Origin of the sequence: Clostridium sp. HGF2 (assembly GCF_964240115.1) — a bacterium.
Classification (GTDB): domain Bacteria; phylum Bacillota_I; class Bacilli_A; order Erysipelotrichales; family Erysipelotrichaceae; genus Clostridium_AQ; species Clostridium_AQ innocuum.
On the sequence record NZ_CAXSSO010000009.1, the window covers coordinates 129,317 to 152,446 of the forward strand.

The window sequence follows — 23,130 nt, forward strand, 5'->3', positions numbered from 1 at the left end:
CTTTCATATCCGTGTTGCTTCGACATATACTAACGAAAGCATATGCTGAATTTAGAAATATTTAAGAAAGAAATACGACAAAATTACAAAAGCGTAAGGCCCAAAGTCATTAGGATTTGCTATAATATACATATACGAGGTGATTTCATGCACAGCAATGACGACAAACGAGAATGGATTGATCCAGCACAGGGTCTCAGCGATTCTCAGGTTCAGGAGCGTATTGATGCAGGCTGTGTCAATACACAGGATGAGCGTATTACCAAAAGCTATGAGGAAATATTCCGGGACAATGTTTTAACCCTGTTTAATCTGATCAATGCTATTCTGGCAGGATTGATTATTTTTATCGGCTCCTTTAAAAATCTGCTTTTTCTGGGGGTTGTAATTTCCAACCTGGTCATCGGTATCCTTCAGGAGATTCGAGCCAAGCGTGTATTGGACAAGCTGTCTTTGATTACGCAGCCCTATTTGAAGGTATTGCGCAACGGAAAAGAAATGGAACTGCATATGGATGATATCGTTCTGGATGATATTCTATGCCTTTCCACCGGCTCTCAGGTATGCGCCGACGCTATGGTTGTTGAGGGACGTCTGGAGGTTAACGAATCCCTGGTTACAGGAGAATCGGATATCATCGTCAAGCATACGCACGATACCCTGTATTCCGGCAGCTTTGTCGTCAGCGGACAGGCCAAGGTACAGGTACAGCATGTCGGCAAGGATAATTATGCCGCTACGATTATGAAGGATGCAAAAACATTTAAAAAGCATAAATCACAGCTGCGGGATTCCATTAACTTCATAATTAAAACCATCGGTATTATCATTATTCCCGTTGGCATTCTGCTGTTTTCAAAGCAGTTTTTTCTGACTGAGAGCACTCTGCCGCAGGCGATCGTATCTACGGTTGCGGCATTGCTGGGAATGATACCGGAGGGCCTTGTTTTACTGACAAGCGTTGCACTGGCGGTTGGCTCCATCAATCTGGCGAAGCGCAAAACGCTGGTGCAGGAGCTGTACTGCATTGAAACACTGGCACGCGTGGATACCCTGTGTCTGGATAAGACAGGAACCATAACGGAAGGCAATATGCAGGTGGAGCGTATCCAGGCACTGAACGCAGACGAGAAGGAAATCCTTTTGATTCTTGCAAATATGATGGATGCTCTGCAGGATGACAATGCAACTGCTCAGGCGATTCGCAGGCATACACCGCAGGAATATGAAGCATTTCGCGTATTACATACCCTTCCCTTCTCCAGTGCAAGAAAGCTGAGTGCCGTAAGCTTTGAAAATCGCGGAACCTATATCATGGGTGCCTATGAATTTGTCAACGGCAGTGAAAATGCAGAGCTGCAGGCTGAAATTGATAAACAGGCCAGTCTTGGAAACAGGGTGCTGGTACTGGCACACAGCAAGGAAGCTATGGAACAGGAGCCTGCCAAGAACAATACAGTGATCGCTTTGATTCTGCTGAGTGATCCCATCCGGTTGGAGGCACCGCAAACCCTGGATTACTTTCTGTCGCAGGGGGTTGATGTCAAGGTTATCAGCGGGGATGATCCACGCACGGTTCATGAAATCGCACATAAGGCTAATCTGAAAAATTATGAGCGCTATGTGGATGCCAGCACCTTAAAGGATGAGGATATTCCGGAAGCAGTGAAAGACTATACCGTTTTCGGTCGTGTTTCACCGATGCAGAAAAAGCTGATGATTCGCGCTCTAAAGGAACAGGGGCATATTACGGCAATGATAGGAGACGGTGTCAATGATGTCATGGCCTTAAAGGAAGCGGATTGCAGCATCTCTGTTGCACAGGGAAGCGAGGCAGCAAAGAACATCGCCAATCTGGTTTTACTGGACAACAATTTTGCGAGTATGCCGCATATCGTGGACGAGGGCCGAAGAGTCATCAACAATATTCAGCGTGCCGCTTCCCTGTTTCTTGTGAAAACGACATTTTCAACCATCCTCAGTATTTTAACCCTTTTCTTCATGAGCCGCTATCCGTTTGAGCCGATTCAGCTTACACTGATATCCTCCTGTACAATTGGTATTCCTTCCTTCTTCCTGGCACTGGAAGCCAATCATGCCCGCGTGGAGGGGAATTTTCTGATCAATGTGCTGGGGCGTGCCCTTCCCGGAGCGCTGTGTGTCGTACTCAGTATCCTTTATGTCAATATATCCTCTTTGTTTTTTCAAATGACGCCGGCGGCTATGTCCACCATGTGTGTATTACTGACAGGTACCAGCTCCCTGATCGTTCTGTATCGGGTGTGTACGCCGTTTACCAGAAAGCGTCTGCTGATTTTCTCCAGCATGACCGCACTCTTTGTTGCATGCATCGTCTTTTTACCAGGCATTTTCTCTCTGGTACGACTGAGCTATATGCAGTTTGTATTGACCGGTGCCGGTATGGCAGCTATACCGTTTGTCATGGATTTCTTTTTCCGCTTTGGAAACCGCTTCAAGCTAAAGGAACGGCTGCTTAAGGTTGGGAAATAGCAAACGTCAGAACAGAGCGGATGAAATGAACCTTCCTCATAGATCTTTTGGCGGATATAAAAAAAAGGAAATCATGTATGGATTGATAAGTCACAATCTTTTGGATTCCCTCTTTTGGAAATAAGAGAGGAAGAGCCCGCTAAGGCTCCTCCTCTTTTTATTATGGCTGCATACTGGTATCCTCCAGTGCATCCTGCGTACGGCGGCTTTTCATAATCACCAGTGCGATACATAGGAAGGCAGCAGCAAACAGCAGCAGAATTCCATAGGTCATAAAGGCTTCCTGCAGCAGCGCATCTCCTACATGAACTGCCGAGGTCAGCGAATCATTCAGCTTCACATACCAGTAGCTCGGCAGAAAACGGGATATCACGAGGATATTCTCTCCAATCATACTCAGTGGTACAAAGGCACCGCACAGAAAGCTGGAGCCTAAACCGACAATATTGCTGATGCCGTTCAGCATATCGTCCGGATGCTTGCTTTTTGTGGATATCACACAGAACATAAAGGACATGGAAACACACATCAGCATGAATACAAACGCATTGACAACCTCCAGCAAGCCTCCCAGCGTCATCATGGAGTCCCATACCATCCCGAGAATCATCAGCATTATAAGTCCCCACAACGCGATACCTACAGACAGATTACAGAACACCAACTGCAGGTTCATACGATTTTGTGATACCGGAGCAATCAGATTCCGCTTGGTGATCTCCGCGTTGAAAAAGGAATGCATCGTTAAACCGATCAGCAGTATGGTGATGACAAGCATAATATAGGAAGCATAATTGAAATATGCACCACGCAGCATGGAGGAGGTGGCAACCTCTTCAGAATCTGACATTTTCACCTCAGCTGTAGTATTCAGATTTTTCTGTACGCGTGTATGCAGCTCAGAAATTCCCTGCTTCGGATAAAGCTTTTCATACGCATGCATGGTATCCAGATATTTATTGATTGTCTGCTGAAGCAGTACACCGTTCACATCGTCCGGGCGCTGGTTCATGGAAACCGCTTCCTTCCCGGATGCGAACTCCTCTTCAAAGCCCTCAGGAATCGTTATGATAGCGGACACATCTGCATAGAACAGTGCATCCTGTGCATCGCTGTTCGATACATTTTTATGCTTGATATTCGCCTGTGTGCCGAGATAGGTTAACAGGCCTTCACTCAGACTGCTGCCATCCCGGTCAAGAACGGCGATATTCGGCTTTGATCCCTCATACATCTTAATATCACTGCGCTCAGATGCAGACATGCCAAACACAAAGAAGACGGTGAAGAAGATGGACATATAGATCATCAGCGTCAGCCAATGTGATTTCATAATTTTATAATAAACCTTTAAGACACTCATTTAACGCACCCCCAGACTGTGATAGCTCTTCCTGCTGAGTGCACGGAAGCTGATCAGATAGCATACCATCGTAAATCCTGCAAGCAATGCCAGATTAAAGAAATAGCGCTCGCCTACACCATAGTAGTACAGGGAATACAGCCCATCCGTAATCATATTCACCGGATTGATATAGGTTAAAAACGGAGCATATTCCTGTACATAATATTTCAGCTGTACCGCCATCATACCGGCAAGCGCACTGCAGATCAGTGTGATAGAGGTCATGATCCCCGTCTTGCCATCCGGAGGTATCTTGCTAGTGATACTGCCAATCAGAATGCCAAAAGCATTTCCGGCAAAGGCTCCCAGCACCATCATGAGGAAGACATAGCCAAGCTGTGATCCAAAGGATACGTCCAGAATGAAATACATATAGGCAAACTGGATGAGCAGAAAGACAATTTGAATCGCTATATCAATCATAAAATCCGCAAGCAGTGCCTTTCCCTTGTGCAATGGTGATACTGCCAGGCGTGCTGCACGTTCGCTTTGATTCGCCTGCAGCTCATACATGGAATTGATTGCCCAGTATCCGCCAAACATGGCGTTCATTGCCAGGACAGTATAGAAGAAGACGGAGGACAGATCTGTATGATCTGTGTTCGCTTCCTTCACATGAGAGGCTGTCTGTGTGAACAGTGCAGATACAGCGGAGCCATCGGGATATTGCTGCATCGCCTCCTCCACCAGATGGATTTTCTGGCTGTATTCATCAAAGAAGGTTTTTGTGATTGTCTGATCCAGACCGTTTTGATTCACAGTGATTGCAATCGGATCCTGCAGCTTTACAACCGCGCTGACCTTATCCTCCTTCAACAGCTGCTTTGCCTGTTCCTCACCAACATAGCTCACCTTGAACAAAGCAGTATCCCCCTGCCTGACATCCTTGAGAACGGCTTTAAGCTGTAACAAATCCTTTTGCTCGACGACAGCGATTGGAACCGTTTGAAAGGTATCCACCGTATAGGCATCCTTCAATACCATTCCAAAGAAGGTTGTCAGCAGCATGGGAAATATCAATGTCCAAAACAGCAGTACTCTGTTTCGAATCATCAGGCGAAACCTGTATTTCAGTAAATGCAGCATATTCACCCCTCCTTAATCCCGCAGCTGTTTTCCTGTGATTTCCAGGAAGACATCATTTAAGGTCGGCTGCTGGGAATACACCTTGCCATAGGTGATATTCTCCTGTGTGAAGTAATCCAGCAGATTGGCCAGATTGCGTTTTCCTTCAGTAAACTTAACCTGCAGAACATTGGCATTGTACTGTACGGAGAACACATTTGCGATATCCTGAATATCCTGTACCTGCTGTTCCTGCAGCTTCACCTGCTCCACTTCGATCTTTTCCTTCATCATAATGCCGGCCTTCAGCTCCTCCTTGGAGCCAGCCGCAATGGTTTTTCCCTTGTCGATGATGATGATGCGACTGCAAATTTCTTCAACCTCTTCCATATAATGAGAGGTATACACAATGGTTGCCCCCTGCGCATTCAGGCGCCGTATGCCCTCCAGTATCGCATTACGGCTCTGTGGATCGACTGCGACCGTCGGCTCATCCATGAAAATGAGCTTTGGCTGATGTGCAATTCCACAGGCGATATTCAACCTTCTCAGTAAACCGCCGCTCAGCTTACCCGGTCGGAATTTACGAAATTCCTCCAATGAAACAAAACGTATTGCCTCATCCACAAGTGTTTTACGCTTTGCCTTATCACTGACATACAGACCGCAAAAGTAATTGATGTTGTCCTCGACGCTCAGCTCATGAAAAACTGCTACGTTTTGCGGAACCACACCGATTTGCTGTTTCAAATCGTAGCTGTCCGCTTTCATCTGCTTTCCGAAAATGCGGATGTCTCCCTTGTCATATGTTAACAGAGCCAGCATACAGTTGATTGCCGTTGTTTTTCCGCTTCCGTTCGGTCCCAGAAGTCCCAGAATTTCACCTTCCTCAACCTCCAGCCGGAAATGATCCAGCGCAATCAGCTCCTTGTATCGTTTCACCAGATTGTTTACTTCAATAATCATGATGCTCCCTCCTTGTCCTTGTCTATATTATAGGGAATCCGGTAAATTTTCGGTAGTGTATATCTTCACATTCGGATATGACAGATGTCATATTCATGCATGACAAATTGTATCTGTCCCAAAACAATGGTAAAATAGAGACAGAACAGGAGGAGAAGCCATGAAACAGCTTATAAATTATCTGTTATTTTTATGTATCGGCTGCTGCTTCAGCTTTTTTTATGACCATCAGCTGTACCGCCTGCTGGCTCTGCTTTCAGCAGTGATACTGGCCTCTATATCCTATCTGTACACAAGGCGAACATGGACGCCGTATGCAATGATTCTGTTTGCATTGCTCGCCACCCTGCAGCAAAGCTTTCTGTACTATCTGCCGCTGCTGCTATACTGTATCAGACGACAGCATTTTTCTTACACCATCCTCCTGTATCTGCTTCCGATTCTCTTTCATCTGCGTATGGAAAATCTGTATTTATGCAGTGCCATTGCCATTTTTTCTATATTCGCCATATCCCTTCGGCAGCAGTGGGAGGAAAATGAGGAAATTAAGCTTTCCTTCATGCGGCAGCGCGATGCGACAAAGGAGCTGGCAGATATTCTGTCCAATAAAAACAGGCATCTTCTTGTCCAGCAGGAACAGGAAATCCGAATCGCCATTTTGGATGAAAGAAACCGTATCGCCAGAGAAATTCATGATCATGTGGGACATCTGCTTAGCAGCGCTTTGTTGCAGATTGGCGCTATACAGGCAATTCAAAAGGAAGATAAGCTGAAGGAGCCGCTTCAGAATTTACGAGATACCCTTTCTCAGGGAATGGATAACGTACGAAGCAGTGTACATGACCTGCACGATGATGCACTGGATTTGCAGGTGACACTGCAGCGCCTGCTCAAGGACTACAGCTTTTGTGATGGTACGCTGGAATACGATGTGCTGCATCCCCTGTCTCAGCAGACAATCTATCATATCCTTGCCATAGTAAAGGAGAGCATGAACAATACAATGAAGCATTCCAATGCGACAAAATACAGCATTACCGTACGCGAACAGCCGGCCTTTTATCAATTGATTCTACGTGATAACGGCACCAGGCACAGCAGTGTTCCCTGGCAGACCAGAGGCATGGGCTTAAGCAACATGCAGGAGCGTGTAGCGGATATGCACGGCTATTTGAACATCACACACACAGCCGGCTTTCAAATTTATATCACACTGCCGAAGGAGGATAAACCATGAGAATACTGATCGTTGATGATGACAAACTTGTATGCAGCTCTTTAAAAACCATATTGGAGGCACAGGGACAAACCATTGCGGGTATCGGCTGCAGCGGCCGGGAAGCATTGCAGCTGTACAGGGAAACCAACCCTGATGTCCTGTTGATGGATATCCGTATGGAGGGGATGAACGGCGTGGATGCCAGTGAAGCAATTCTACACAGCTTTCCGGATGCCCGCATTCTGTTTCTAACAACATTCTCCGATGATGACTATATCATTCGCGCCTTAAAGCTGGGAGTCAAGGGCTATATCCTTAAGCAGAACTTCGATTCCATCATTCCGGCTTTGGAGGCAGTGTATATGGGACAGAATGTTTTCAATACGGAAATCATCGCCAAGCTTCCCGATTTGCTGAAGCAGCATACAAAGGAAACGCTGTGCAGCTATGATTTGAATGAGCGGGAGCTGCATTTCATTCAGCTGGTTGCCAAGGGGCTCAACAACAAAGAGCTGGCACAGACGCTGTTCCTCAGCGAAGGGACAGTCCGCAACTATCTCAGCAGCCTGCTGGAAAAGCTGCAGCTGCGTGACCGTACCCAGCTTGCGATTTTCTATTACCAGAACCTGCAGTCAAAAGAAACATAACATGCCTTTAACTGCTGTCTTGAATAACCTGTTCATAACAGGCTGTCATCAGAAAAAACAGGAAATTAGAAAGAATCAATTGCATTGGCTTATACGCATGTAATTGATTTTTTGTCCTGATGATGTGGCATCCTCTTCCAAATGGAAGCTCTTCTGGAATCACCCACCTCATTACGTTTCACTGGAAATGATCCTAAGCACAATGTCTTGTCACGATTGCTACATTTCGAAGCTGTATCCATTCATCACCGTGTTGTACGCTCCTAAAGTATCTGTTCATCCCTCTATGCAGGAGTGTGATGCGGCATAAAAAAATGGGCAAAGCACCCTACAGGTAGCTTCCTGTATACAGTCAGTGGCAGCTGCACAAAAAAACGAAGCTGCAGGAGTTTTGATCCTTGCGGCTTCGTTTTCATTTACTTATTGATTTCACTGATGATGCGCTCGATTTTATTTCCGCGTTCCAAAGAGTCATCCAGCTTGAAAATCAGCTCCGGTACCTTACGGATCGTCATCCGCTTGGCGAGCTCGCTGCGCAGGTAGCCCCTGCTGCGATCCAGTGCCTTCATACCGGCTTCCTCTCTTGGCTTCTGCCCCAGGAAAGAAACATAAATCTTCGCAATGGATAAATCATTGGTCACCGTAACATCGGTAATCGTAATAAATCCGATTTTGGGATCCTTGAGAGAAAACTGGATAATCTCCGAAATTTCCTTCTGAATAATTCCCGCTATTTTTTCAGCCTTTAATGTCATGTTATCACCTTATGTTTATTCTGGCTCAACCTGCTGATCTTCATACGCCTCAATAACATCATCCACCTTGATATCGTTGAAGTTCTCGATTGTCAGACCGCATTCATAGCCGCTGGTTACTTCCTTGGCATCATTCTGGAAACGTTTCAATGATCCCAGCTTGCCGGTGTAGATAACCACGCCCTCACGAATCAGACGAACACCGCATTCCTTGCGCAGACAGCCATCGGTAACCATACACCCGGCAATCGTTCCCACTTTGGAGACCTTGTAAATCTGACGCACCTCAGCCTGTCCGATGACAACCTCTTCATAAACAGGAGCCAGCATACCTTTCATGGCATTTTCCATTTCTTCCAATGCCTTATAAATAATATTGTGCAGACGGATTTCAATTCCTTCCTCTTCTGCTTTTTTACGTACCAGCGCGTTAGGACGTACGTTGAAGCCGTAAATTACGGCATGGGATGCACTTGCCAGCAGAATATCGGATTCTGTTATTGCCCCCGCCTGAGAACGAATGACATTGACACGTACGCCCTGTACGTCGATTTTTTCCATGCTTGCACGAACTGCTTCCGCACTACCCTGTACATCGGCCTTGATAATCAGGTTGACCTCCTGTACTTCTCCTTCTTCAATCTGACGAGCCAGATCATCCAAAGACATCGCAGCGCCTGTCGCATTCCGTTCGGAAGCGATCTTGTTGTTCAGACGCGTTTCCGCAATCTGACGGGCTTTCTTTTCATGATCGAATGCCTTGAAGATATCTCCGGCAATCGGCACATCGTTCAAACCGATAATTTCCACCGGTGTGGAAGGCAGAGCCTTCTTGATTTCACGACCGTGATCATCCGTCATCTTTCGCACCTTACCAAAGGCCGTACCAACAACGACTGCATCCCCGGTATGCAGGGTACCACCCTGTACGAGCAGCGTGGTAACAGGACCGCGCCCCTTATCCAGCTTCGCCTCGATAACCGTTCCGGTTGCCAGCTTGTTTGGATTGGCACGGAAATTGTATACCTCGGATACGACCAGAATGGTTTCCAGCAGATCACTGACACCGGTTCCGAATTTTGCAGAGATATCCGCGTAAATCGTATCTCCGCCCCATTCCTCCGGCATCAGACCAAGCTCACTCATTTCGGAAACAATGCGTTCACGGTTCGCACCGGCCTTGTCAATTTTGTTGACTGCAACGATAACCGGTACACCTGCAGCCTTGGCATGGTCAACGGCCTCCTTGGTCTGCGGCATTACACCGTCATCGGCAGCGACAACGATAATAACCAAATCGGTAACCTTGGCACCCCGGGCACGCATTGCGGTAAAGGCCTCATGTCCCGGTGTATCCAGGAAGGTAACCCGCTTTCCCTTTACATTTACCTGATAGGCACCGATATGCTGGGTAATACCACCAAACTCGCCTTCTGTAACATGTGTCTTACGGATGGTATCCAGTAACGTTGTTTTACCATGATCAACATGTCCCATGATGGTAACGACCGGAGGACGATTTTCCAGAAGGGCTTCATCCTCTGCCTCCTCCATCTGTTCTTCAAAATCACTTTCTTCTATAATAATTTCCTTGTGCACATCTACATTCCATTCCATGCAGACAAGCTCAATTGTCTCATCGTCCAGCGTGGAGTTGATGGTAACCATTGTTCCCATCATGAACAGCAGCTTGATAACCTCACTCGCATTGCGGTTCAGCTTTTCTGCCAGCTCTCCTACACTCAGTGGTCCGTTGTATGTGATTTCCTTTACTTCTACACGTTCCTTCTTCGGTGTAAAATTCGTGTTTGTGTTTCTTGATCGGTTGTTGTTATTCCCCTTCCGATTGTTATTTCCTCTTCTATGCTGTTGTCTTGCCATATAATCACCTAGCCTTTCAAGCAAGCTGCAATCTTCTCTGCAAATCCCTTGTCAAGAATTGCGATTGCTTTTCTGTTGCGATCGCCGATCGCCATATTCATCAATGCTCCATCCATGTAAACACAGGGAACCTTGTAAAAGCTGCATTTATCGTTCAGCTTCTTTTTCGCATTGTCACCGATATCCTCTGCCAGAATCAGCAGATGGACATGACGGGCACGAAGCTGCGTGTAGACGATTTCTCCGGTAGCCGTTTTTCTTGCACGTGCCGCCAGTCCCAGTATGCCCGTCACATCCTTCATTTGCTAAACATCTCCTTCAGCTTATCGTAGATTTCCTCAGGTATTTCACATTCCAGAGAACGTACCAGTGATTTTCTCTTCATCGCAGCCTCCAGCGCCTCTACACTGCGTTTCAGATAAGCTCCGCGGCCGTTGCGTTTTCCGGTTTCATCTATTTCAATTGTTCCCTCCGGTGTACGGACAATACGGATCAGCTCTTTTTTCGGAAGACTTTCATTGGTAGCCACACATTTACGCATCGGTATTTTCTTCATGTCGCATCTACCTCCTTACATCTTATTCTTCGTAATATTTATCATATTCATCGAAGTCGATTTCATCATGTATCCAGTCGCTCTCTTCAATCTCACGCTCTTCACGTTCGATTTCCGCAAGCTCCTCCTCGGAATAGATCGGCTTCATTTCATAATCCTTCTTGTTCAGGTCAAAGGTTGGCTTACGGCGCTCCTCTTTTTCCTCGTATTTGTCGTATTTCTTATAGCGTGGTTTTGCAGCGGCCTTATCATCCTGCTTCGCTGATGCATCTGCCAGTGTTTCGAATTTGGAACGGTATTCCTGTTTTTCCTTCAGGTTCAGACCCTCCTGCTTCTGCTTTTCTCTGGCAATGCGGGCAGCCTTTTCCAGGTCGGTTTCTTCCTGCGGCTGTGCTTCCTCAACCACCTCTTCAACAGGGGCAGACACACTTGCTTCCTCAACAGCTGTTGACGCTGTGGCTTCCACAGGTTCACTGCTTTCTTCCACAACCGATTCACTGACAGCCTCTTCCGTTACAGCCTCCTGGAAGCTTACGCCTGCATCATCCAGACTGAGTGCATCCTGCGGCTGTGCGTTTTCTTCAAAGCGCTCCATCTGTGCAGCAAGCTTGGCCTCCTGCTGACGTGCCAGGAATTCCTCGCGCTGCTTCATTGCGATTTCCTTCCAGTTGATACCTGCTGCGTCCACATCGGTTTCCGCCTTGATATCGATTTTGTTTCCGGTCAGCTTTACAGCCAGCCGTGCGTTCTTTCCGCGCTTACCGATAGCCAGGGATAACTGATTATCCGGTACGACAACGAGCAGTCCGCCCTTACGCTCCTCACTCGGGATAACCGCCAGAACCTCAGCCGGAGACAGTGCATTTTTAATCAGCTCCGTCACATCCTCGCTCCATTCAAAGATATCGATTTTCTCTCCGCCCAGCTCATCGATGATAACCTGTACGCGCTGTCCTCTTGGACCGATGCAGGCACCGATCGGATCGATGTTTTCATTGTGCGAATAGACTGCCATTTTCGTACGCTCTCCCGCTTCCCGCGCGATCGCCTTGATTTCAATAATACCCTGGAAGATTTCCGGAACCTCTTTTTCAAACAGACGCTTTACCAGTGTCGCATCCCCGCGGGATACCAGTACCTGTGCACCCTTGGTTTCCTTGTTTACCTCTGTGATTACCACACGGATCATTTCACCCTCACGGTAGCGCTCATTGGGTATCTGCTGATTTTTCGGCATCAAAGCAAGAGTCTTACCGATATTGACAACACAGAATTTCTCCTCGACAGATTCAATCGTCCCCATGACCATTTCCTCCACCTTATCGCAGTATTCCTCATACACCACAAGCTTTTCTGCCTCGCGGATTTTCTGCTTCATGACATTCTTTGCCAGAATAACAGCTGCGCGTCCCAGATCGGCTATACTGACTTCCTCTTCCACAACACCGCCGAGCTCCAGCTCCTGATTGACGCGCTTTGCGTCCTCCAAGGAGATTTCCAGCTCGTCATCCTCTACGTTTTCAACAATCAGACGCTGCTGATAGACCTTGATATCACCGGATTTTTCGTTGACATCCACGCGTACCAGCGCATCCGGTATTTCGATATGCTTACGGAATGCCTTTGCCAGAGCTTCCTGCAGGGCATCCACAACGACTTCCTTGGAAAGCTTTCTATCGGTTTCGATTGCCTGCATCGCAGCCATAAAATCTTTTAATTTCATTTCTTATTCGCATCCTTTCTAAATTTTCACAGACAGACGGATAAGTGCGATGTTATCCATCTCGATTTCCGCCTTCTTCTTCACGGCCTTTGCCATGTAATCCAGATAAACCGTATTGTTTTCAAATGCTGTCAGGGTTCCTTTTATCTCATCCATGCCAGCCCTTGGATTCTTTAGCTTCACATATACAAATTCGCCGATGGCATCCCTGATCTGTTCTTCACTTTTCAATTCCCGCTCTGCACCGGGAGAACAGACCTCCAGAAAATATTCACTGGCAATCATATCCATTTCATCCAGCATTGTGCTGATTTTTTCAGACTGTGCGGCACAGGTATCAATGTCCATACTGCCGTCCTTATGCATAATCGACACCTGCAGAATGCGCATGCTGCCTTCGGTATGCCAGGCAACATCATACAGCTCTATACCGTCTTCTGCCACAAGCGGAGTGATCAGTTCTTTCAGTTTTTGTATTTGATCCATAACATTCTCCTTTACAAACATAATGAAGGAGTGGGCTTGACCCACTCCGGTTGAAGTATCTGTACATAATATACCACGAAACAGGTCAAACATCAACCTTTTTTCCAAAAGGCAGAAAAAAAGCCGCATGTACGGCCTTTACTCTATTTTTCTACGATGGTTTTTCCGTTGTATTCACCACAAGAACACATTTTGTGCGGCACCTTGTACTCACCGCAAGCCGGACATTTTACTAATGTCGGTGCAGCTAATTTATAATGAGTTCTACGTTTTGCTTTTCTTGTTTTTGAATTACGTCTCTGTTGAACAGCCATGTTAGCACCTCCTACTTAATCTTCCAATTTGAATTCTTTCAACTTTGCTAAACGAGGATCGATTTCTTTGCTTTTTTCTTTTATGTAATCTTCCTCTTTGACAACTTCCCAACCGTCACCTTTAGGATACTGTGTCAGTCCTTCCTTCACAATTTTCAGGGGAACCTCCATCACTATCAATTGAAAGATCACCGGCAATAACTCTACGACATCACCTTTAACTTCGTGTACATCTTCGTCATCTGTCTTTTCGAAGGAGAACACTTCTAAAGATTTTGTATGGAAATCATATTCTACATCCTCAAGGGTTATAGAACACGGTACTATCATCACGCCTTCAATATCCAGATCCGCAAATACGCGTTCACTGGAAGCATCGTAATGAACATTCCCTGATACCGTAACATCCTGCAATCCTCTGATCTGATGCATCTTAGAAAATACCTCGGGCTCAAATCGGATCATTTCGTCAAATTCGATCGTTGCATCCTTCGCCTGCAGCAGTTCCATTCTGGACCATTTCAAAAGAATCACCTCGTTGTCTGACCTATCCTATTATAAGGAAAATCTGCGACAAAGTCAACACCATCTTCTCTTCCATAGGCTAGCTTATATATTAAACCACAAAACAGGAGGAATGAAAAGTATTTTTTTCATTTTTCTTTTCATTTCCTGGATTTTACGTATTTTTTTCTTCCACCTTTAAAAGAAATGCAGAAACATCCTCATATACAAGCAGATGATCCGGTTCATTCAGTATTTCATGACGCATGCCGTCAAACAGTCTGGCACTGACATCGCTGTAGCCGACTTCACGCAGAAGTCCGGCTGCCTCCTGAAACTTCCCGCGACTGATGATACAGGGATCCTCACTGCCTGCGATAAAGCGAATCGGCAGTGTCCTGTTGCGCAGCGTCCAGTTTTTGCGTTCATAGACATCCTGCATCAGGGAAAAGAGGTTTTCAAATCCGTTGAGGGTAAAGGTATACCCGCAAAGCGGATCCCGGTCATAGGCACGCACAACCTCCATGTCCGAGCACAGCCATACATTGTCGCTGCCCTCCTCTGCAAAGCCATCACAATGATTGCCGAATGCCATCTTCTGTATAAGCGGGCTGCGATAGTGTGCACCCTTCATGCACTTCATAAGCTTGCACAGCAGCTTTCCGGCTCCGGCAGCCGGATTTTTGCTGGGACTGCCGCAGACAATCAGTGCATCAATGGTATCATCGTAGCGTTTCAGATAGGCTCGTACCGCCAGTGAGCCCATGCTGTGTCCAAACATATAAATCTTCAAGGACGGATACTCCCTGTGCAGCTGCGCATTCAGCTGCCGGATATCTTCTATCAGTGCCGCAGCTTTCGTTGTGCCCATATAGCCCAGATCATCTTCCCCGCGAATACTTTTGCCATGACCGCGATGATCATGCAGCACACACAGATATCCCAGCTCTCCAAGATACTGCATAAAATCCATATACCGCTCCTTGTGCTCCGCCATGCCGTGTACCAGCTGGATGATTGCCCGGGGCCTGCCTGCAGGCGTGCAGCGCAGCACGGATATCTCTAAAGCATCCGCATCGCTGATAAAGCTGTATTCCTGTAATGTTGTCGTCATTGTGCTCACTTCCTTATACCTGCATTGTATCATACTTGTGTCAATTTCAACAGCATTGCCCGCAGCATTTTGACAAAGCCGTAAATGTGTCAAAAGCAGAAGCTGGCAGTAGTCATACAACAATCGCTATGGTATACTGAAAGACAGCAGGAGGTGATACCATGCGAAGCTGTGGAATTGTAACGGAATACAATCCGTTTCATAACGGACATCGCTATCATATCGAGCAGGCACGCAGAGTTTCCGGCTGTGATGCCCTGCTTGCGGTCATGTCCGGAAATTTCGTACAGCGGGGTGAATGCGCCATCGTTGATAAATGGACACGTGCAAAGGCGGCGATCCAGGCGGGATGCGATCTGGTGATTGAGCTTCCCTACCCCTATGTTGTGCAGCGTTCGGACATCTTCGCAAGGCAGGCAGTGGCGCTGCTACAGCTGGCCGGCATCAATACGCTGGTCTTCGGCAGTGAAACAACTGACATGCAGCAGCTTCACCGGCTGGCGGATACCTCTTACGAGCACTATCAGAAGCAGAGAAAAAACGGTATTTCTATGGCAAAGACGCTGGAAATGGTGCATGGACGTGTTGCCAGTAATGATATTCTGGGAATGGCGTATCTTCGTGCACTGAAGGACAGCGCAATTCAGCCTATCGCCATACAGCGAACCAATGGTTACCATGATGAGGACATTCAGCATGCCATCAGCTCTGCGACTGCCATACGCAGAGCCGTTAAGGAGAAAAAGCCGATCAGCCATACAACACCCATGGCAGAGGATTTGCAGGAAGGGGTTTTCATGGAGGACTATTATCCTTATTTGCAGACGCTGCTGCTAAGCACACCGGCAGAGGAATTGAAGAAGCGCTTTCTGGTGGATGAGGGTATGGAGCATATGCTGCAAGGCAATGCCCGCAAGCACATGGACTACGGTTCCTTTCTACAGGCATGCATCACACAGCGTTATCCACGCAGCAGTATCCAGCGAAGTCTTACCCATATTCTGACCCATACGGATAAGCAGGAAATCGACAGCCTTCCCCCCTGTACCTTTCTGCGGATTCTGGCATTCAATGATACCGGAAGGGCGTATTTGCGTGAGCTGAAGCAAAAGGAAATCGCGATCGCTTCCGCCTTTCATCAGATTCCAAAGGAGCATCGGGAAATTTTTCTGCGGACAACTGCCGCATACGCCTGTGCCTTCCCGTTATCCAAACGAAAGGAAGTCATGGACAGCGAGCTGCACAGTCCCATGTACATCTCATCATGACAGGTCTGCTTACACTTGTGCTGCTTGTGGTTGCAGTAAATCTTATTCTGTATCATTATTTCCCTGCCCCGCCAAGGCCACAGAGTGATCGAGTATACGATGTGGCGATTGTCCTTGGCAGTCCGGCAGAGGAGGACGGCAGTTTGTCCCGTGTGCAGAAAACACGGATGGATGCGGCAATTACATTGTATAAAGAAAAGCGGGTCCGCTGTATTCTGATCAGTGGCGGCAGTGTGCGAAACACTTACACGGAAGCGGATATCATGGCGGCATATGCAATCAGATGCAGCATTCCAAGCGCAGCGCTTCTTCTGGAACGTCAGGCGAAAAACACTTATGAGAATCTACTGTATGCAAAAACGCTATGTGATGCACATGCATGGAAGCACGTCATTGTTGTGACCAGCTGTTTTCATGTGCGCAGAGCCAGCTTTATGGTACGGAAATTCTTTGATGACTATGTGATGCAGAAAACCGCAGAAAAGGAAAAATGCAGGCATTATATAACTGAATACTTCCGCATGTGGAACAGTCTTCGCTGTGAGGTGATGCTGTATAGAAAAAGGAAGCGCTGAATTTTTTCGGTTATCAGGATTACAGACAGGTGTTATCTTCCTGGCAATGCCCGCTTTTCATTCATAGTGAAAAGACCCCTCAGATGACAAGAGAGGTTTTTTCTTCTGTTTGTGTCATAATAGAAGCATCATGTGTTTCCGGAATATACAATATCAAAAGGATCTACCGTATGATGACTTCAAAGCCTCACTCATCATACAAAATGCAATTTGCGGTGCGATACCCTATTCCGTCATGCGTTCAAGAATCAAAATATCATGCCTGTCCTTATCTCTTAATTCATAGCCTGAATAAAAGAGCTTTTGTCCCTTTACAGATATACAGGGAATTGTTCTACCTTCAAAAACAGAGCTGCCAAAAAGGTCTTTATCAAACTGATACCAGTCCCCCTCCAATGACGCCTGCTTTGCGGTACCGTCCTCATGCAAAACGAATGGGTGTATATCCAAATATTCGTATTTTTCACTGTACAGCTCCATTCTTACAGGTTTCCAATCCGTATCTATTTCATATCCGTATTCAAAAAGAATATGCAACAGTTTTTCTGTATATCGGGAATCAAAATTAATATCAATATCTCTATGATCTCTTGTTTGCTTTCCAGCCAGTATATCAACACCCCAGCCGCCGTCAATCCAATATGTTATTTCTGCATTTTCCAATATATCGATAACCGTTATGATATCTTCTTTTGTTGTGACTTTTTTTCTGCTCATACAGTCTCCTTTTATTTTCTATCACCACTACTCCAATTACATACACTGGATTGGTCTATGCAACTCACATACGAAAGTTTATTCCGTCCAATTACATCCATCGTTCAGTGTTTTTAATGGAGGACGCTTTTTGGACAATGACAGCGCCTTTTTAGGGCAATGGTGAATGCACCTATTTCCCGCATAAAACGCAATGCTGTTTATGAGTGTATATTGGAGGAGAAAACCGCTGTCCGAAAAATTTATTGGGGTAGTTCAATATACTATATATTTTAAAACGCGGAATATCAGCAACTACCGGATCATTACAACGCCTGAAAAAAACGCTGACATCATTCTCCACTTTTTTGTCTAATCGTTTTTCATGGCATGACCATATATGTATAGCGGGTGCAAGTAAAACCCCATCCGTAGCAGCACAGCGATAACTTCTACTTAGAATCGTAATCATGTTTTTCTTCTCGCACTGTTTTGCGAATATCCTTAACGTGTTTGCCGATATAATCCACAGGTTGTAAAAAGGAAAGCCTGAATAGAGTTTTCAAGTTGCTCCATCTGTTTGATAAAGGTAAGTATGGGTATGCAGGAGCAGCGTGAATGGTGGGGAAACCTATCACCAGACTATCATACTCAGCTATGGTTATATCCGTTGACAAATCTTCGATAGAAGCTAGAGTAGCTTCATGCGAGCCTTGCAATTCATGGAATATTTTTGTAGCAACCATTTTTGTGCTACCTACACCGGAATAATAAAGAATCAATATGTTCACAGCCACACCTCTTTCGCTATATAGTAGCTCTATTCCCCCATCTGAATAAGATAAATGAATTTTGAGAAATTTGATTACTTCAAATTGCAAACCATAATATATTCTTCTTCATTCTTATCCACAATTTCAAAACCAACCCGTTGATACATTCTGACTGCATAGTTTGCTTGCTGAACAGCAAGAGAAGCCTTTCTATACCCTTTCTCCTGTAAAACTACAAGCATTTGTCTCATCATCTCTGTTCCGATTCCAAGACCTCGATATTCCTTGTATAGGGAAATTGCAAAAGAAGGAGTCCGATCATCAATATGTCCGTAATCATTCATTATGCGAGTCCAGACTGCACCAACAACTTTTCCATCAATTTCTGCAACGAAAGCATTATCATCTTCTTTGCCAAACTCACTGATGTACAGCTGCAATTCAGGTTGCTTTATAATATCTCTCGATGGCGAATCCACACCCTCTGGAAGGAATATTGCTTCATATAAAAAATCTTCCAGTATCTTATACTCATTTGAGCTTAATTCTCTAATCGTATACTTCATTTCTTAACCTCTTTATGAATTCCTGTTTTTCTCACTTCTTCACTGAATTCATCAATCAATTTCATATTTAGAAGTGGGTATGAATTGCCTTGTTCATCACACCAGTCCTTTTCCATATTTTACATCCCATATATTCATAAAACCCTTTTGCAAGAGGGGTTTGTTCATTTACTCCAGATCATTCACTGAAATATTTATCTATTGCGTATGTAAGCAATTCTCTGCCCAAGCCTTTCCCTTATTCGGGACCTGATTTTCGTTTTCTTCAATAACGGACAAGGTATCTCTTTTATGCCTGTTGCACATATTTTTTCATACACACTTTTCTTCCTCTGTTATGAAGAAATGCTGCTCTGTCAATATTGAATTCCTATCTGATGCTTTGATAATTTTCGTGTTTTTCATCTCTGCAACTTATCATTCTGCTAGATAAGCTGAAATAGTCGCTCTTTAATATCCGTAAGTCATTAGTTTCCATTCCCCACCTTCACTCCGAGCTAACCACCAAGACCATGTATATTCCTCGTTAGGTTCCCAAGCCCCGCCACCTTTTTTCGGAGAGCGAAAGCTGCTATCAAACATAATACATTGTGTAAAAATCTGCTTATTATCATTAGCTCTCTCTAAATCGTTCATCCATGCAATATTTTCTTCATCCCTACAAACATCATCGGATGAATATGAAAGAGTATACAGCTCACATCCCTCAAACGATTTGAAGGTTTCTTTTATAGTATCTATTGCAGAATCCATATCTTCTTTTGTGTAGATTGCAGATGTTCCATAATCAATCTTTACATTTGTTGTCACAGCGTTTTTGCATCCGACTAATGTTACGATCAGCATACAGCAAACTACCATCTCTATCACTTTCTTCATGAGTTTCCCTCCGCAAATTCTAATAACACTGTTTTTTACAGCGCAGTAACCCAAAAGCAAATTGCTGAAATCAGCGAAAGCGGTGTCATAACAACTTTTTCTTTCTTACTTTTTGAAATACAATTCATAACGGTATTTAACGAAAGATATGCCGCCATAATAACACAAATTATTTTTGTTATATTCCGGGAAAACCATAAAGGAACGATCCCTCCCATTTGCAAAATTATGATTACAAAAAACATTTGCAGTGCTAACTGAAGCACTAACACGATTCTGAGCTTTTGCGGAAAAACCTTATATCGTCCTCCCATTGTTAATTCGCCCAATGGCAGTCCACATATCAAAAGAACAGATAAGATAATTACCACCGAAAACGTACTTGCACCTATTATAGCTATCATCATAGTCTCCTCTTCAAATTCAAATTCAGCAATTACACCAGTTGCTATGATACCGGCATAGAAAGCTATACGGCCTTTTCAAACGGATAGATATATAAAGCTGTTGTAAAGTCGGGATGAAATCGCCCTGTTTTGTACAGCTGAAATCCGTTTCGCTCATACATCCTTCGAAGCTTATCCTTATGCTCGCGCACATCCAGACGCACGTCGGGATAGCCTTCCCTGCGTCCCTTTTCAATAAAATATTGAATCATGGCATCCGCATACCCATTTCCGCTGTAAGCGGGGTCCACACAGATTTTATGCAGATACAGCGATGTCCCCTTTTCCATGTCCGACCAGTACAGGGCATCCTCATCCACGATGAACAAACCGCATACCACCTTCTCTTTTACGGTTCCTACATAATAATCCGCAATTGTATACAGCTTGGAAAACGCCTCCCAGCTCACCTCATCCGGATTCCACTGATGGATGCCGTGCGCATCATTATAACGCACCCTTCTTTCATACATCGCCTCGATTGCCGGCTTGTCCGCTTCTCTTGCCTGTCGTATGTGCAGCATAGCCTCATCCTCCCTTTCAAAAAGACCTTCTAGGAAGGTCTTACTGTATCACTCGTTCGACGGACTTCACACTGTTCACCTTTTGCAGATTCGCCATCAGACTGCGTAGATGCTCGGAATTTTCTACGACCACCGTCATTTTCGTCGTCGCGGATATCCGGTCCTCCTCCACTGTGGAATCCACATGCTGCAGACCGGCCTTGCACTGAGACACGACCGTCACAATATCACTCAGCAGGAAATTGCGATCCGTGGATTTGACGATCAGCTTGACCTCATAGGTCTTCTGCTCGATATTCTCATCCCATTCCACCGGAATCAGCCGCTGCTTTTCGTTTATAATATTCGGGCAGTCGGCACGGTGTACCTTAACACCTGCCCCCTTGGTAATATAACCGATAATTTCATCCCCCGGAACCGGTGCACAGCATGCCGCAAGACTGATTTTCATCGACTCGATACCGGCAATGCGGATGCCGGTAGCGGACGGCTTCTTCTTGCGTTCCTGACGGTTAAACATCTTTGCCAGCTCTTCATTATCCAGCGGAACACTGGTCTTATGCTTCACCAGACGGTCGATGACCGATGGCAGCGACACCTGCTTCACACCGATTGCGTACATCAAATCCTGATAGGAATTAAAGCTTAGGGAGCCGGCAATGCTTTCCAGCTTTTTCTGCTCGGTATACGTATCCGCATCCAGATTCCGCCGTTTCAGCTCCTCGACAAGCAGCTCCTCACCCTTTTTGATATCCATGCTGCGGCGTTCGCTTTCCTGCTTCTGGAAAAAGGAACGGATTTTGTTTCTGGCGTGCGCCGATTTCACGACCTTGATCCAGTCTTCACTTGGACCCGGCGACTGCTTGGAGGTACGGATGTTGACAACATCCCCGGTTTTCAGCTTCGTATTCAACGGCATGAGAACACCGTTGATGGTCGCTCCTACGGTATGATGTCCGACCTCAGTATGCACGCGATAGGCAAAATCGATCGGAGTGGAGCCATTGGGCAGCGCAATCACCTTGCCCTTCGGTGTCATGACATACACATTTGCTTCAAAAATATCCTTCTGCAAGAGATTCATGTATTCCATGGCATCATCATTGACCTCATCGCTCATGACACTGAAATCCTTAAACCAGTGCAGCTGTTCCTCGATTTCCTTCTGATGCACCTCGCGTCCGCCATTGATGTTTTCCTTATAGCGCCAGTGCGCCGCAATACCCTGCTCTGCCACGGCATCCATCGCTTCGGTACGAATCTGCACCTCGAAGATATTGCCATCCTCCGCAACGATCGTCGTATGCAAGGACTGGTACATATTCACCTTCGGCATGGCGATATAGTCCTTGAAGCGTCCCGGAATCGGTCGGTACTTTGCATGGATATAGCCCAGTGTTTCATAGCAGGCAGTATCGGTATCCGTGATAATACGGATCGCCAGCAGGTCGAGAATTTCCTCAAACCGCTTGTTTTTCGTCATCATTTTCTTATAGATGCTGTACAAGTGCTTGCTTCTTCCAAAAATGCGATAGCCGATATGATGGGCATCCAGCAGAGAGCTGATATCGGCAATCATGCGCTGCACCTGCTCATCACGCTCTGTCTTGCGCTTTTCTACCAGCTTTGCAATCTCATAATATTTTTCCTTGTTCAAATACTGAAAGCACAGATCCTCCAGCTCGTTCTTGATATCACTAATACCGAGACGGTGTGCAATCGGCGCATAGACCTCCAGAGTTTCAGAAGCTATTTTCTTCTGCTTTTCCGGACGCATATACTGCAGTGTGCGCATATTGTGAAGGCGGTCTGCCAGCTTGATCAGTATAACTCTAACATCCTTTGCCATAGCAATAAATATCTTACGATGATTGCTGGCGAGATATTCTTTTTCATCCTTGAATTTCAGGGCACCAATTTTTGTGACCGACTCTACCAGAGAGGCGACTTCCTCTCCGAACATATCACTCATTTCCTGAATGGTAACGTCACAGTCCTCCACCACATCATGCAGAAAGCCTGCCGCAATCGTCTTTGGTCCTGTACGAAGCATCGTCAGTATGTAGCCGACCTGTATCGCATGAATAATATACGGCTCCCCGCTTTTGCGGTACTGCCCCGTATGATTTTTCTCCGCACACAGATATGCTCTTGTGATCAGATCGATATTTTCTTCTTTTTTGATATATTTTCTGACCTCAACCATCATTTCATCAAAGGTCACGACATTCTTACTTACCATAGTATCACCCGCATT

At 45.7% G+C, this 23,130-nt stretch carries 24 protein-coding genes; 5 read left to right on the top strand and 19 right to left on the bottom strand.

Annotation, left to right across the window (positions count from 1 at the left end; genetic code table 11):
- The first annotated feature begins 147 nt into the window (after positions 1–147).
- Positions 148–2,511: an HAD-IC family P-type ATPase gene (locus tag ACESPQ_RS15570; RefSeq protein WP_257335563.1), complete on the top strand. Its 2,364-nt coding sequence runs from the start codon at positions 148–150 to the stop codon at positions 2,509–2,511.
- 160 nt (positions 2,512–2,671) lie between these two features.
- Here the strand turns inward: ACESPQ_RS15570 and ACESPQ_RS15575 are convergent, their stop codons facing one another.
- From ACESPQ_RS15575 to ACESPQ_RS15585, 3 genes are read right to left on the bottom strand one after another with little or no spacing between them, the layout of a single operon-like run.
- The gene (locus ACESPQ_RS15575) at positions 2,672–3,874 is read right to left on the bottom strand and encodes an ABC transporter permease (RefSeq protein WP_257272337.1); all 1,203 of its coding nucleotides are present in this window, start codon (positions 3,872–3,874) and stop codon (positions 2,672–2,674) included.
- Positions 3,875–5,002: an ABC transporter permease gene (locus tag ACESPQ_RS15580; RefSeq protein WP_002609204.1), complete on the bottom strand. Its 1,128-nt coding sequence runs from the start codon at positions 5,000–5,002 to the stop codon at positions 3,875–3,877.
- 12 nt (positions 5,003–5,014) lie between these two features.
- Positions 5,015–5,947 (bottom strand): ABC transporter ATP-binding protein, encoded by a 933-nt coding sequence (locus tag ACESPQ_RS15585; RefSeq protein WP_009270376.1) that lies wholly within the window; start codon positions 5,945–5,947, stop codon positions 5,015–5,017.
- A 160-nt stretch (positions 5,948–6,107) separates the two neighbouring features.
- Between ACESPQ_RS15585 and ACESPQ_RS15590 the strand changes: the two genes are divergently transcribed.
- Complete coding sequence (locus ACESPQ_RS15590) at positions 6,108–7,184, top strand: sensor histidine kinase (RefSeq protein WP_109769986.1); 1,077 nt, start codon at positions 6,108–6,110, stop codon at positions 7,182–7,184.
- Positions 7,181–7,813 carry a response regulator transcription factor gene (locus ACESPQ_RS15595; protein ID WP_002609207.1) on the top strand — a complete coding sequence of 211 codons (633 nt, stop codon included), beginning with the start codon at positions 7,181–7,183 and terminating at the stop codon, positions 7,811–7,813. Before ACESPQ_RS15590 ends, ACESPQ_RS15595 begins: the two co-directional genes overlap by 4 nt.
- A 416-nt stretch (positions 7,814–8,229) precedes the next feature.
- On the opposite strand, the gene rbfA is transcribed toward ACESPQ_RS15595, so the two are convergent.
- From rbfA to ACESPQ_RS15640, 9 genes are all read right to left on the bottom strand, one after another.
- Positions 8,230–8,568, bottom strand: coding sequence for a 30S ribosome-binding factor RbfA (gene rbfA / locus ACESPQ_RS15600; RefSeq protein ID WP_002609208.1), 339 nt, complete (start codon positions 8,566–8,568; stop codon positions 8,230–8,232).
- A gap of 15 nt (positions 8,569–8,583) precedes the next feature.
- Positions 8,584–10,449, bottom strand: a complete 1,866-nt coding sequence (infB, locus tag ACESPQ_RS15605; protein ID WP_002609209.1) for a translation initiation factor IF-2 — start codon at positions 10,447–10,449, stop codon at positions 8,584–8,586.
- An 8-nt stretch (positions 10,450–10,457) separates the two neighbouring features.
- Positions 10,458–10,751: a L7Ae/L30e/S12e/Gadd45 family ribosomal protein gene (locus tag ACESPQ_RS15610; RefSeq protein ID WP_002609210.1), complete on the bottom strand. Its 294-nt coding sequence runs from the start codon at positions 10,749–10,751 to the stop codon at positions 10,458–10,460.
- On the bottom strand, positions 10,748–11,005 hold the full coding sequence (rnpM, locus tag ACESPQ_RS15615; RefSeq protein WP_002609211.1) for an RNase P modulator RnpM: 258 nt from the start codon (positions 11,003–11,005) through the stop codon (positions 10,748–10,750). The genes ACESPQ_RS15610 and rnpM overlap by 4 nt, the downstream gene beginning before the upstream one ends.
- Positions 11,006–11,027: 22 nt before the next feature.
- Positions 11,028–12,728, bottom strand: a complete 1,701-nt coding sequence (nusA, locus tag ACESPQ_RS15620) for a transcription termination factor NusA (RefSeq protein WP_002609212.1) — start codon at positions 12,726–12,728, stop codon at positions 11,028–11,030.
- An 18-nt stretch (positions 12,729–12,746) separates the two neighbouring features.
- Positions 12,747–13,214, bottom strand: coding sequence for a ribosome maturation factor RimP (rimP, locus tag ACESPQ_RS15625; protein WP_038274563.1), 468 nt, complete (start codon positions 13,212–13,214; stop codon positions 12,747–12,749).
- Positions 13,215–13,357: 143 nt separating this feature from the next.
- Positions 13,358–13,528: a 50S ribosomal protein L32 gene (gene rpmF, locus ACESPQ_RS15630; RefSeq protein ID WP_002609214.1), complete on the bottom strand. Its 171-nt coding sequence runs from the start codon at positions 13,526–13,528 to the stop codon at positions 13,358–13,360.
- A gap of 15 nt (positions 13,529–13,543) precedes the next feature.
- Positions 13,544–14,038 (bottom strand): YceD family protein, encoded by a 495-nt coding sequence (locus ACESPQ_RS15635; RefSeq protein WP_257337535.1) that lies wholly within the window; start codon positions 14,036–14,038, stop codon positions 13,544–13,546.
- A 169-nt stretch (positions 14,039–14,207) separates the two neighbouring features.
- The gene (locus ACESPQ_RS15640; RefSeq protein ID WP_002609216.1) at positions 14,208–15,146 is read right to left on the bottom strand and encodes an alpha/beta fold hydrolase; all 939 of its coding nucleotides are present in this window, start codon (positions 15,144–15,146) and stop codon (positions 14,208–14,210) included.
- A gap of 161 nt (positions 15,147–15,307) precedes the next feature.
- On the opposite strand from ACESPQ_RS15640, the gene ACESPQ_RS15645 reads away from it, so the two are divergent.
- Both ACESPQ_RS15645 and ACESPQ_RS15650 read left to right on the top strand, forming a co-directional pair.
- Positions 15,308–16,414, top strand: coding sequence for a nucleotidyltransferase family protein (locus ACESPQ_RS15645; RefSeq protein WP_002609217.1), 1,107 nt, complete (start codon positions 15,308–15,310; stop codon positions 16,412–16,414).
- Positions 16,411–16,989, top strand: coding sequence for a YdcF family protein (locus ACESPQ_RS15650; protein WP_257335559.1), 579 nt, complete (start codon positions 16,411–16,413; stop codon positions 16,987–16,989). The genes ACESPQ_RS15645 and ACESPQ_RS15650 overlap by 4 nt, the downstream gene beginning before the upstream one ends.
- Positions 16,990–17,214: 225 nt before the next feature.
- On the opposite strand, the gene ACESPQ_RS15655 is transcribed toward ACESPQ_RS15650, so the two are convergent.
- From ACESPQ_RS15655 to ACESPQ_RS15685, 7 genes are all read right to left on the bottom strand, one after another.
- Positions 17,215–17,706: a nucleotidyltransferase domain-containing protein gene (locus ACESPQ_RS15655; protein ID WP_109769980.1), complete on the bottom strand. Its 492-nt coding sequence runs from the start codon at positions 17,704–17,706 to the stop codon at positions 17,215–17,217.
- A 431-nt stretch (positions 17,707–18,137) separates the two neighbouring features.
- The gene (locus ACESPQ_RS15660; protein WP_257379270.1) at positions 18,138–18,476 is read right to left on the bottom strand and encodes a flavodoxin family protein; all 339 of its coding nucleotides are present in this window, start codon (positions 18,474–18,476) and stop codon (positions 18,138–18,140) included.
- A gap of 74 nt (positions 18,477–18,550) precedes the next feature.
- Entirely contained in the window at positions 18,551–19,024 is a 474-nt protein-coding gene (locus ACESPQ_RS15665) for a GNAT family N-acetyltransferase (protein ID WP_109769979.1), read from the bottom strand.
- Between the two features lie 450 nt (positions 19,025–19,474).
- Positions 19,475–19,903: a hypothetical protein gene (locus tag ACESPQ_RS15670; protein ID WP_009270369.1), complete on the bottom strand. Its 429-nt coding sequence runs from the start codon at positions 19,901–19,903 to the stop codon at positions 19,475–19,477.
- A 35-nt stretch (positions 19,904–19,938) separates the two neighbouring features.
- Positions 19,939–20,310: a hypothetical protein gene (locus ACESPQ_RS15675; protein WP_233105556.1), complete on the bottom strand. Its 372-nt coding sequence runs from the start codon at positions 20,308–20,310 to the stop codon at positions 19,939–19,941.
- Positions 20,311–20,372: 62 nt separating this feature from the next.
- Entirely contained in the window at positions 20,373–20,873 is a 501-nt protein-coding gene (locus ACESPQ_RS15680; protein WP_118002639.1) for a GNAT family N-acetyltransferase, read from the bottom strand.
- A gap of 40 nt (positions 20,874–20,913) precedes the next feature.
- The gene (locus ACESPQ_RS15685) at positions 20,914–23,115 is read right to left on the bottom strand and encodes a RelA/SpoT family protein (RefSeq protein ID WP_009587392.1); all 2,202 of its coding nucleotides are present in this window, start codon (positions 23,113–23,115) and stop codon (positions 20,914–20,916) included.
- Between the last annotated feature and the right edge of the window lie 15 nt (positions 23,116–23,130).

Bases quoted from the DNA above. Each gene is read 5' to 3' on its own strand.
- ACESPQ_RS15570 (WP_257335563.1), top strand. From the start codon at position 148: ATGCACAGCAATGACGACAAACGAGAATGGATTGATCCAGCACAGGGT.
- ACESPQ_RS15575 (WP_257272337.1), bottom strand. From the start codon at position 3,874: ATGAGTGTCTTAAAGGTTTATTATAAAATTATGAAATCACATTGGCTG.
- ACESPQ_RS15580 (WP_002609204.1), bottom strand. From the start codon at position 5,002: ATGCTGCATTTACTGAAATACAGGTTTCGCCTGATGATTCGAAACAGA.
- ACESPQ_RS15585 (WP_009270376.1), bottom strand. From the start codon at position 5,947: ATGATTATTGAAGTAAACAATCTGGTGAAACGATACAAGGAGCTGATT.
- ACESPQ_RS15590 (WP_109769986.1), top strand. From the start codon at position 6,108: ATGAAACAGCTTATAAATTATCTGTTATTTTTATGTATCGGCTGCTGC.
- ACESPQ_RS15595 (WP_002609207.1), top strand. From the start codon at position 7,181: ATGAGAATACTGATCGTTGATGATGACAAACTTGTATGCAGCTCTTTA.
- rbfA (WP_002609208.1), bottom strand. From the start codon at position 8,568: ATGACATTAAAGGCTGAAAAAATAGCGGGAATTATTCAGAAGGAAATT.
- infB (WP_002609209.1), bottom strand. From the start codon at position 10,449: ATGGCAAGACAACAGCATAGAAGAGGAAATAACAATCGGAAGGGGAAT.
- ACESPQ_RS15610 (WP_002609210.1), bottom strand. From the start codon at position 10,751: ATGAAGGATGTGACGGGCATACTGGGACTGGCGGCACGTGCAAGAAAA.
- rnpM (WP_002609211.1), bottom strand. From the start codon at position 11,005: ATGAAGAAAATACCGATGCGTAAATGTGTGGCTACCAATGAAAGTCTT.
- nusA (WP_002609212.1), bottom strand. From the start codon at position 12,728: ATGAAATTAAAAGATTTTATGGCTGCGATGCAGGCAATCGAAACCGAT.
- rimP (WP_038274563.1), bottom strand. From the start codon at position 13,214: ATGGATCAAATACAAAAACTGAAAGAACTGATCACTCCGCTTGTGGCA.
- rpmF (WP_002609214.1), bottom strand. From the start codon at position 13,528: ATGGCTGTTCAACAGAGACGTAATTCAAAAACAAGAAAAGCAAAACGT.
- ACESPQ_RS15635 (WP_257337535.1), bottom strand. From the start codon at position 14,038: ATGGAACTGCTGCAGGCGAAGGATGCAACGATCGAATTTGACGAAATG.
- ACESPQ_RS15640 (WP_002609216.1), bottom strand. From the start codon at position 15,146: ATGACGACAACATTACAGGAATACAGCTTTATCAGCGATGCGGATGCT.
- ACESPQ_RS15645 (WP_002609217.1), top strand. From the start codon at position 15,308: ATGCGAAGCTGTGGAATTGTAACGGAATACAATCCGTTTCATAACGGA.
- ACESPQ_RS15650 (WP_257335559.1), top strand. From the start codon at position 16,411: ATGACAGGTCTGCTTACACTTGTGCTGCTTGTGGTTGCAGTAAATCTT.
- ACESPQ_RS15655 (WP_109769980.1), bottom strand. From the start codon at position 17,706: ATGAGCAGAAAAAAAGTCACAACAAAAGAAGATATCATAACGGTTATC.
- ACESPQ_RS15665 (WP_109769979.1), bottom strand. From the start codon at position 19,024: ATGAAGTATACGATTAGAGAATTAAGCTCAAATGAGTATAAGATACTG.
- ACESPQ_RS15670 (WP_009270369.1), bottom strand. From the start codon at position 19,903: ATGAAGAAAGTGATAGAGATGGTAGTTTGCTGTATGCTGATCGTAACA.
- ACESPQ_RS15675 (WP_233105556.1), bottom strand. From the start codon at position 20,310: ATGATGATAGCTATAATAGGTGCAAGTACGTTTTCGGTGGTAATTATC.
- ACESPQ_RS15680 (WP_118002639.1), bottom strand. From the start codon at position 20,873: ATGCTGCACATACGACAGGCAAGAGAAGCGGACAAGCCGGCAATCGAG.
- ACESPQ_RS15685 (WP_009587392.1), bottom strand. From the start codon at position 23,115: ATGGTAAGTAAGAATGTCGTGACCTTTGATGAAATGATGGTTGAGGTC.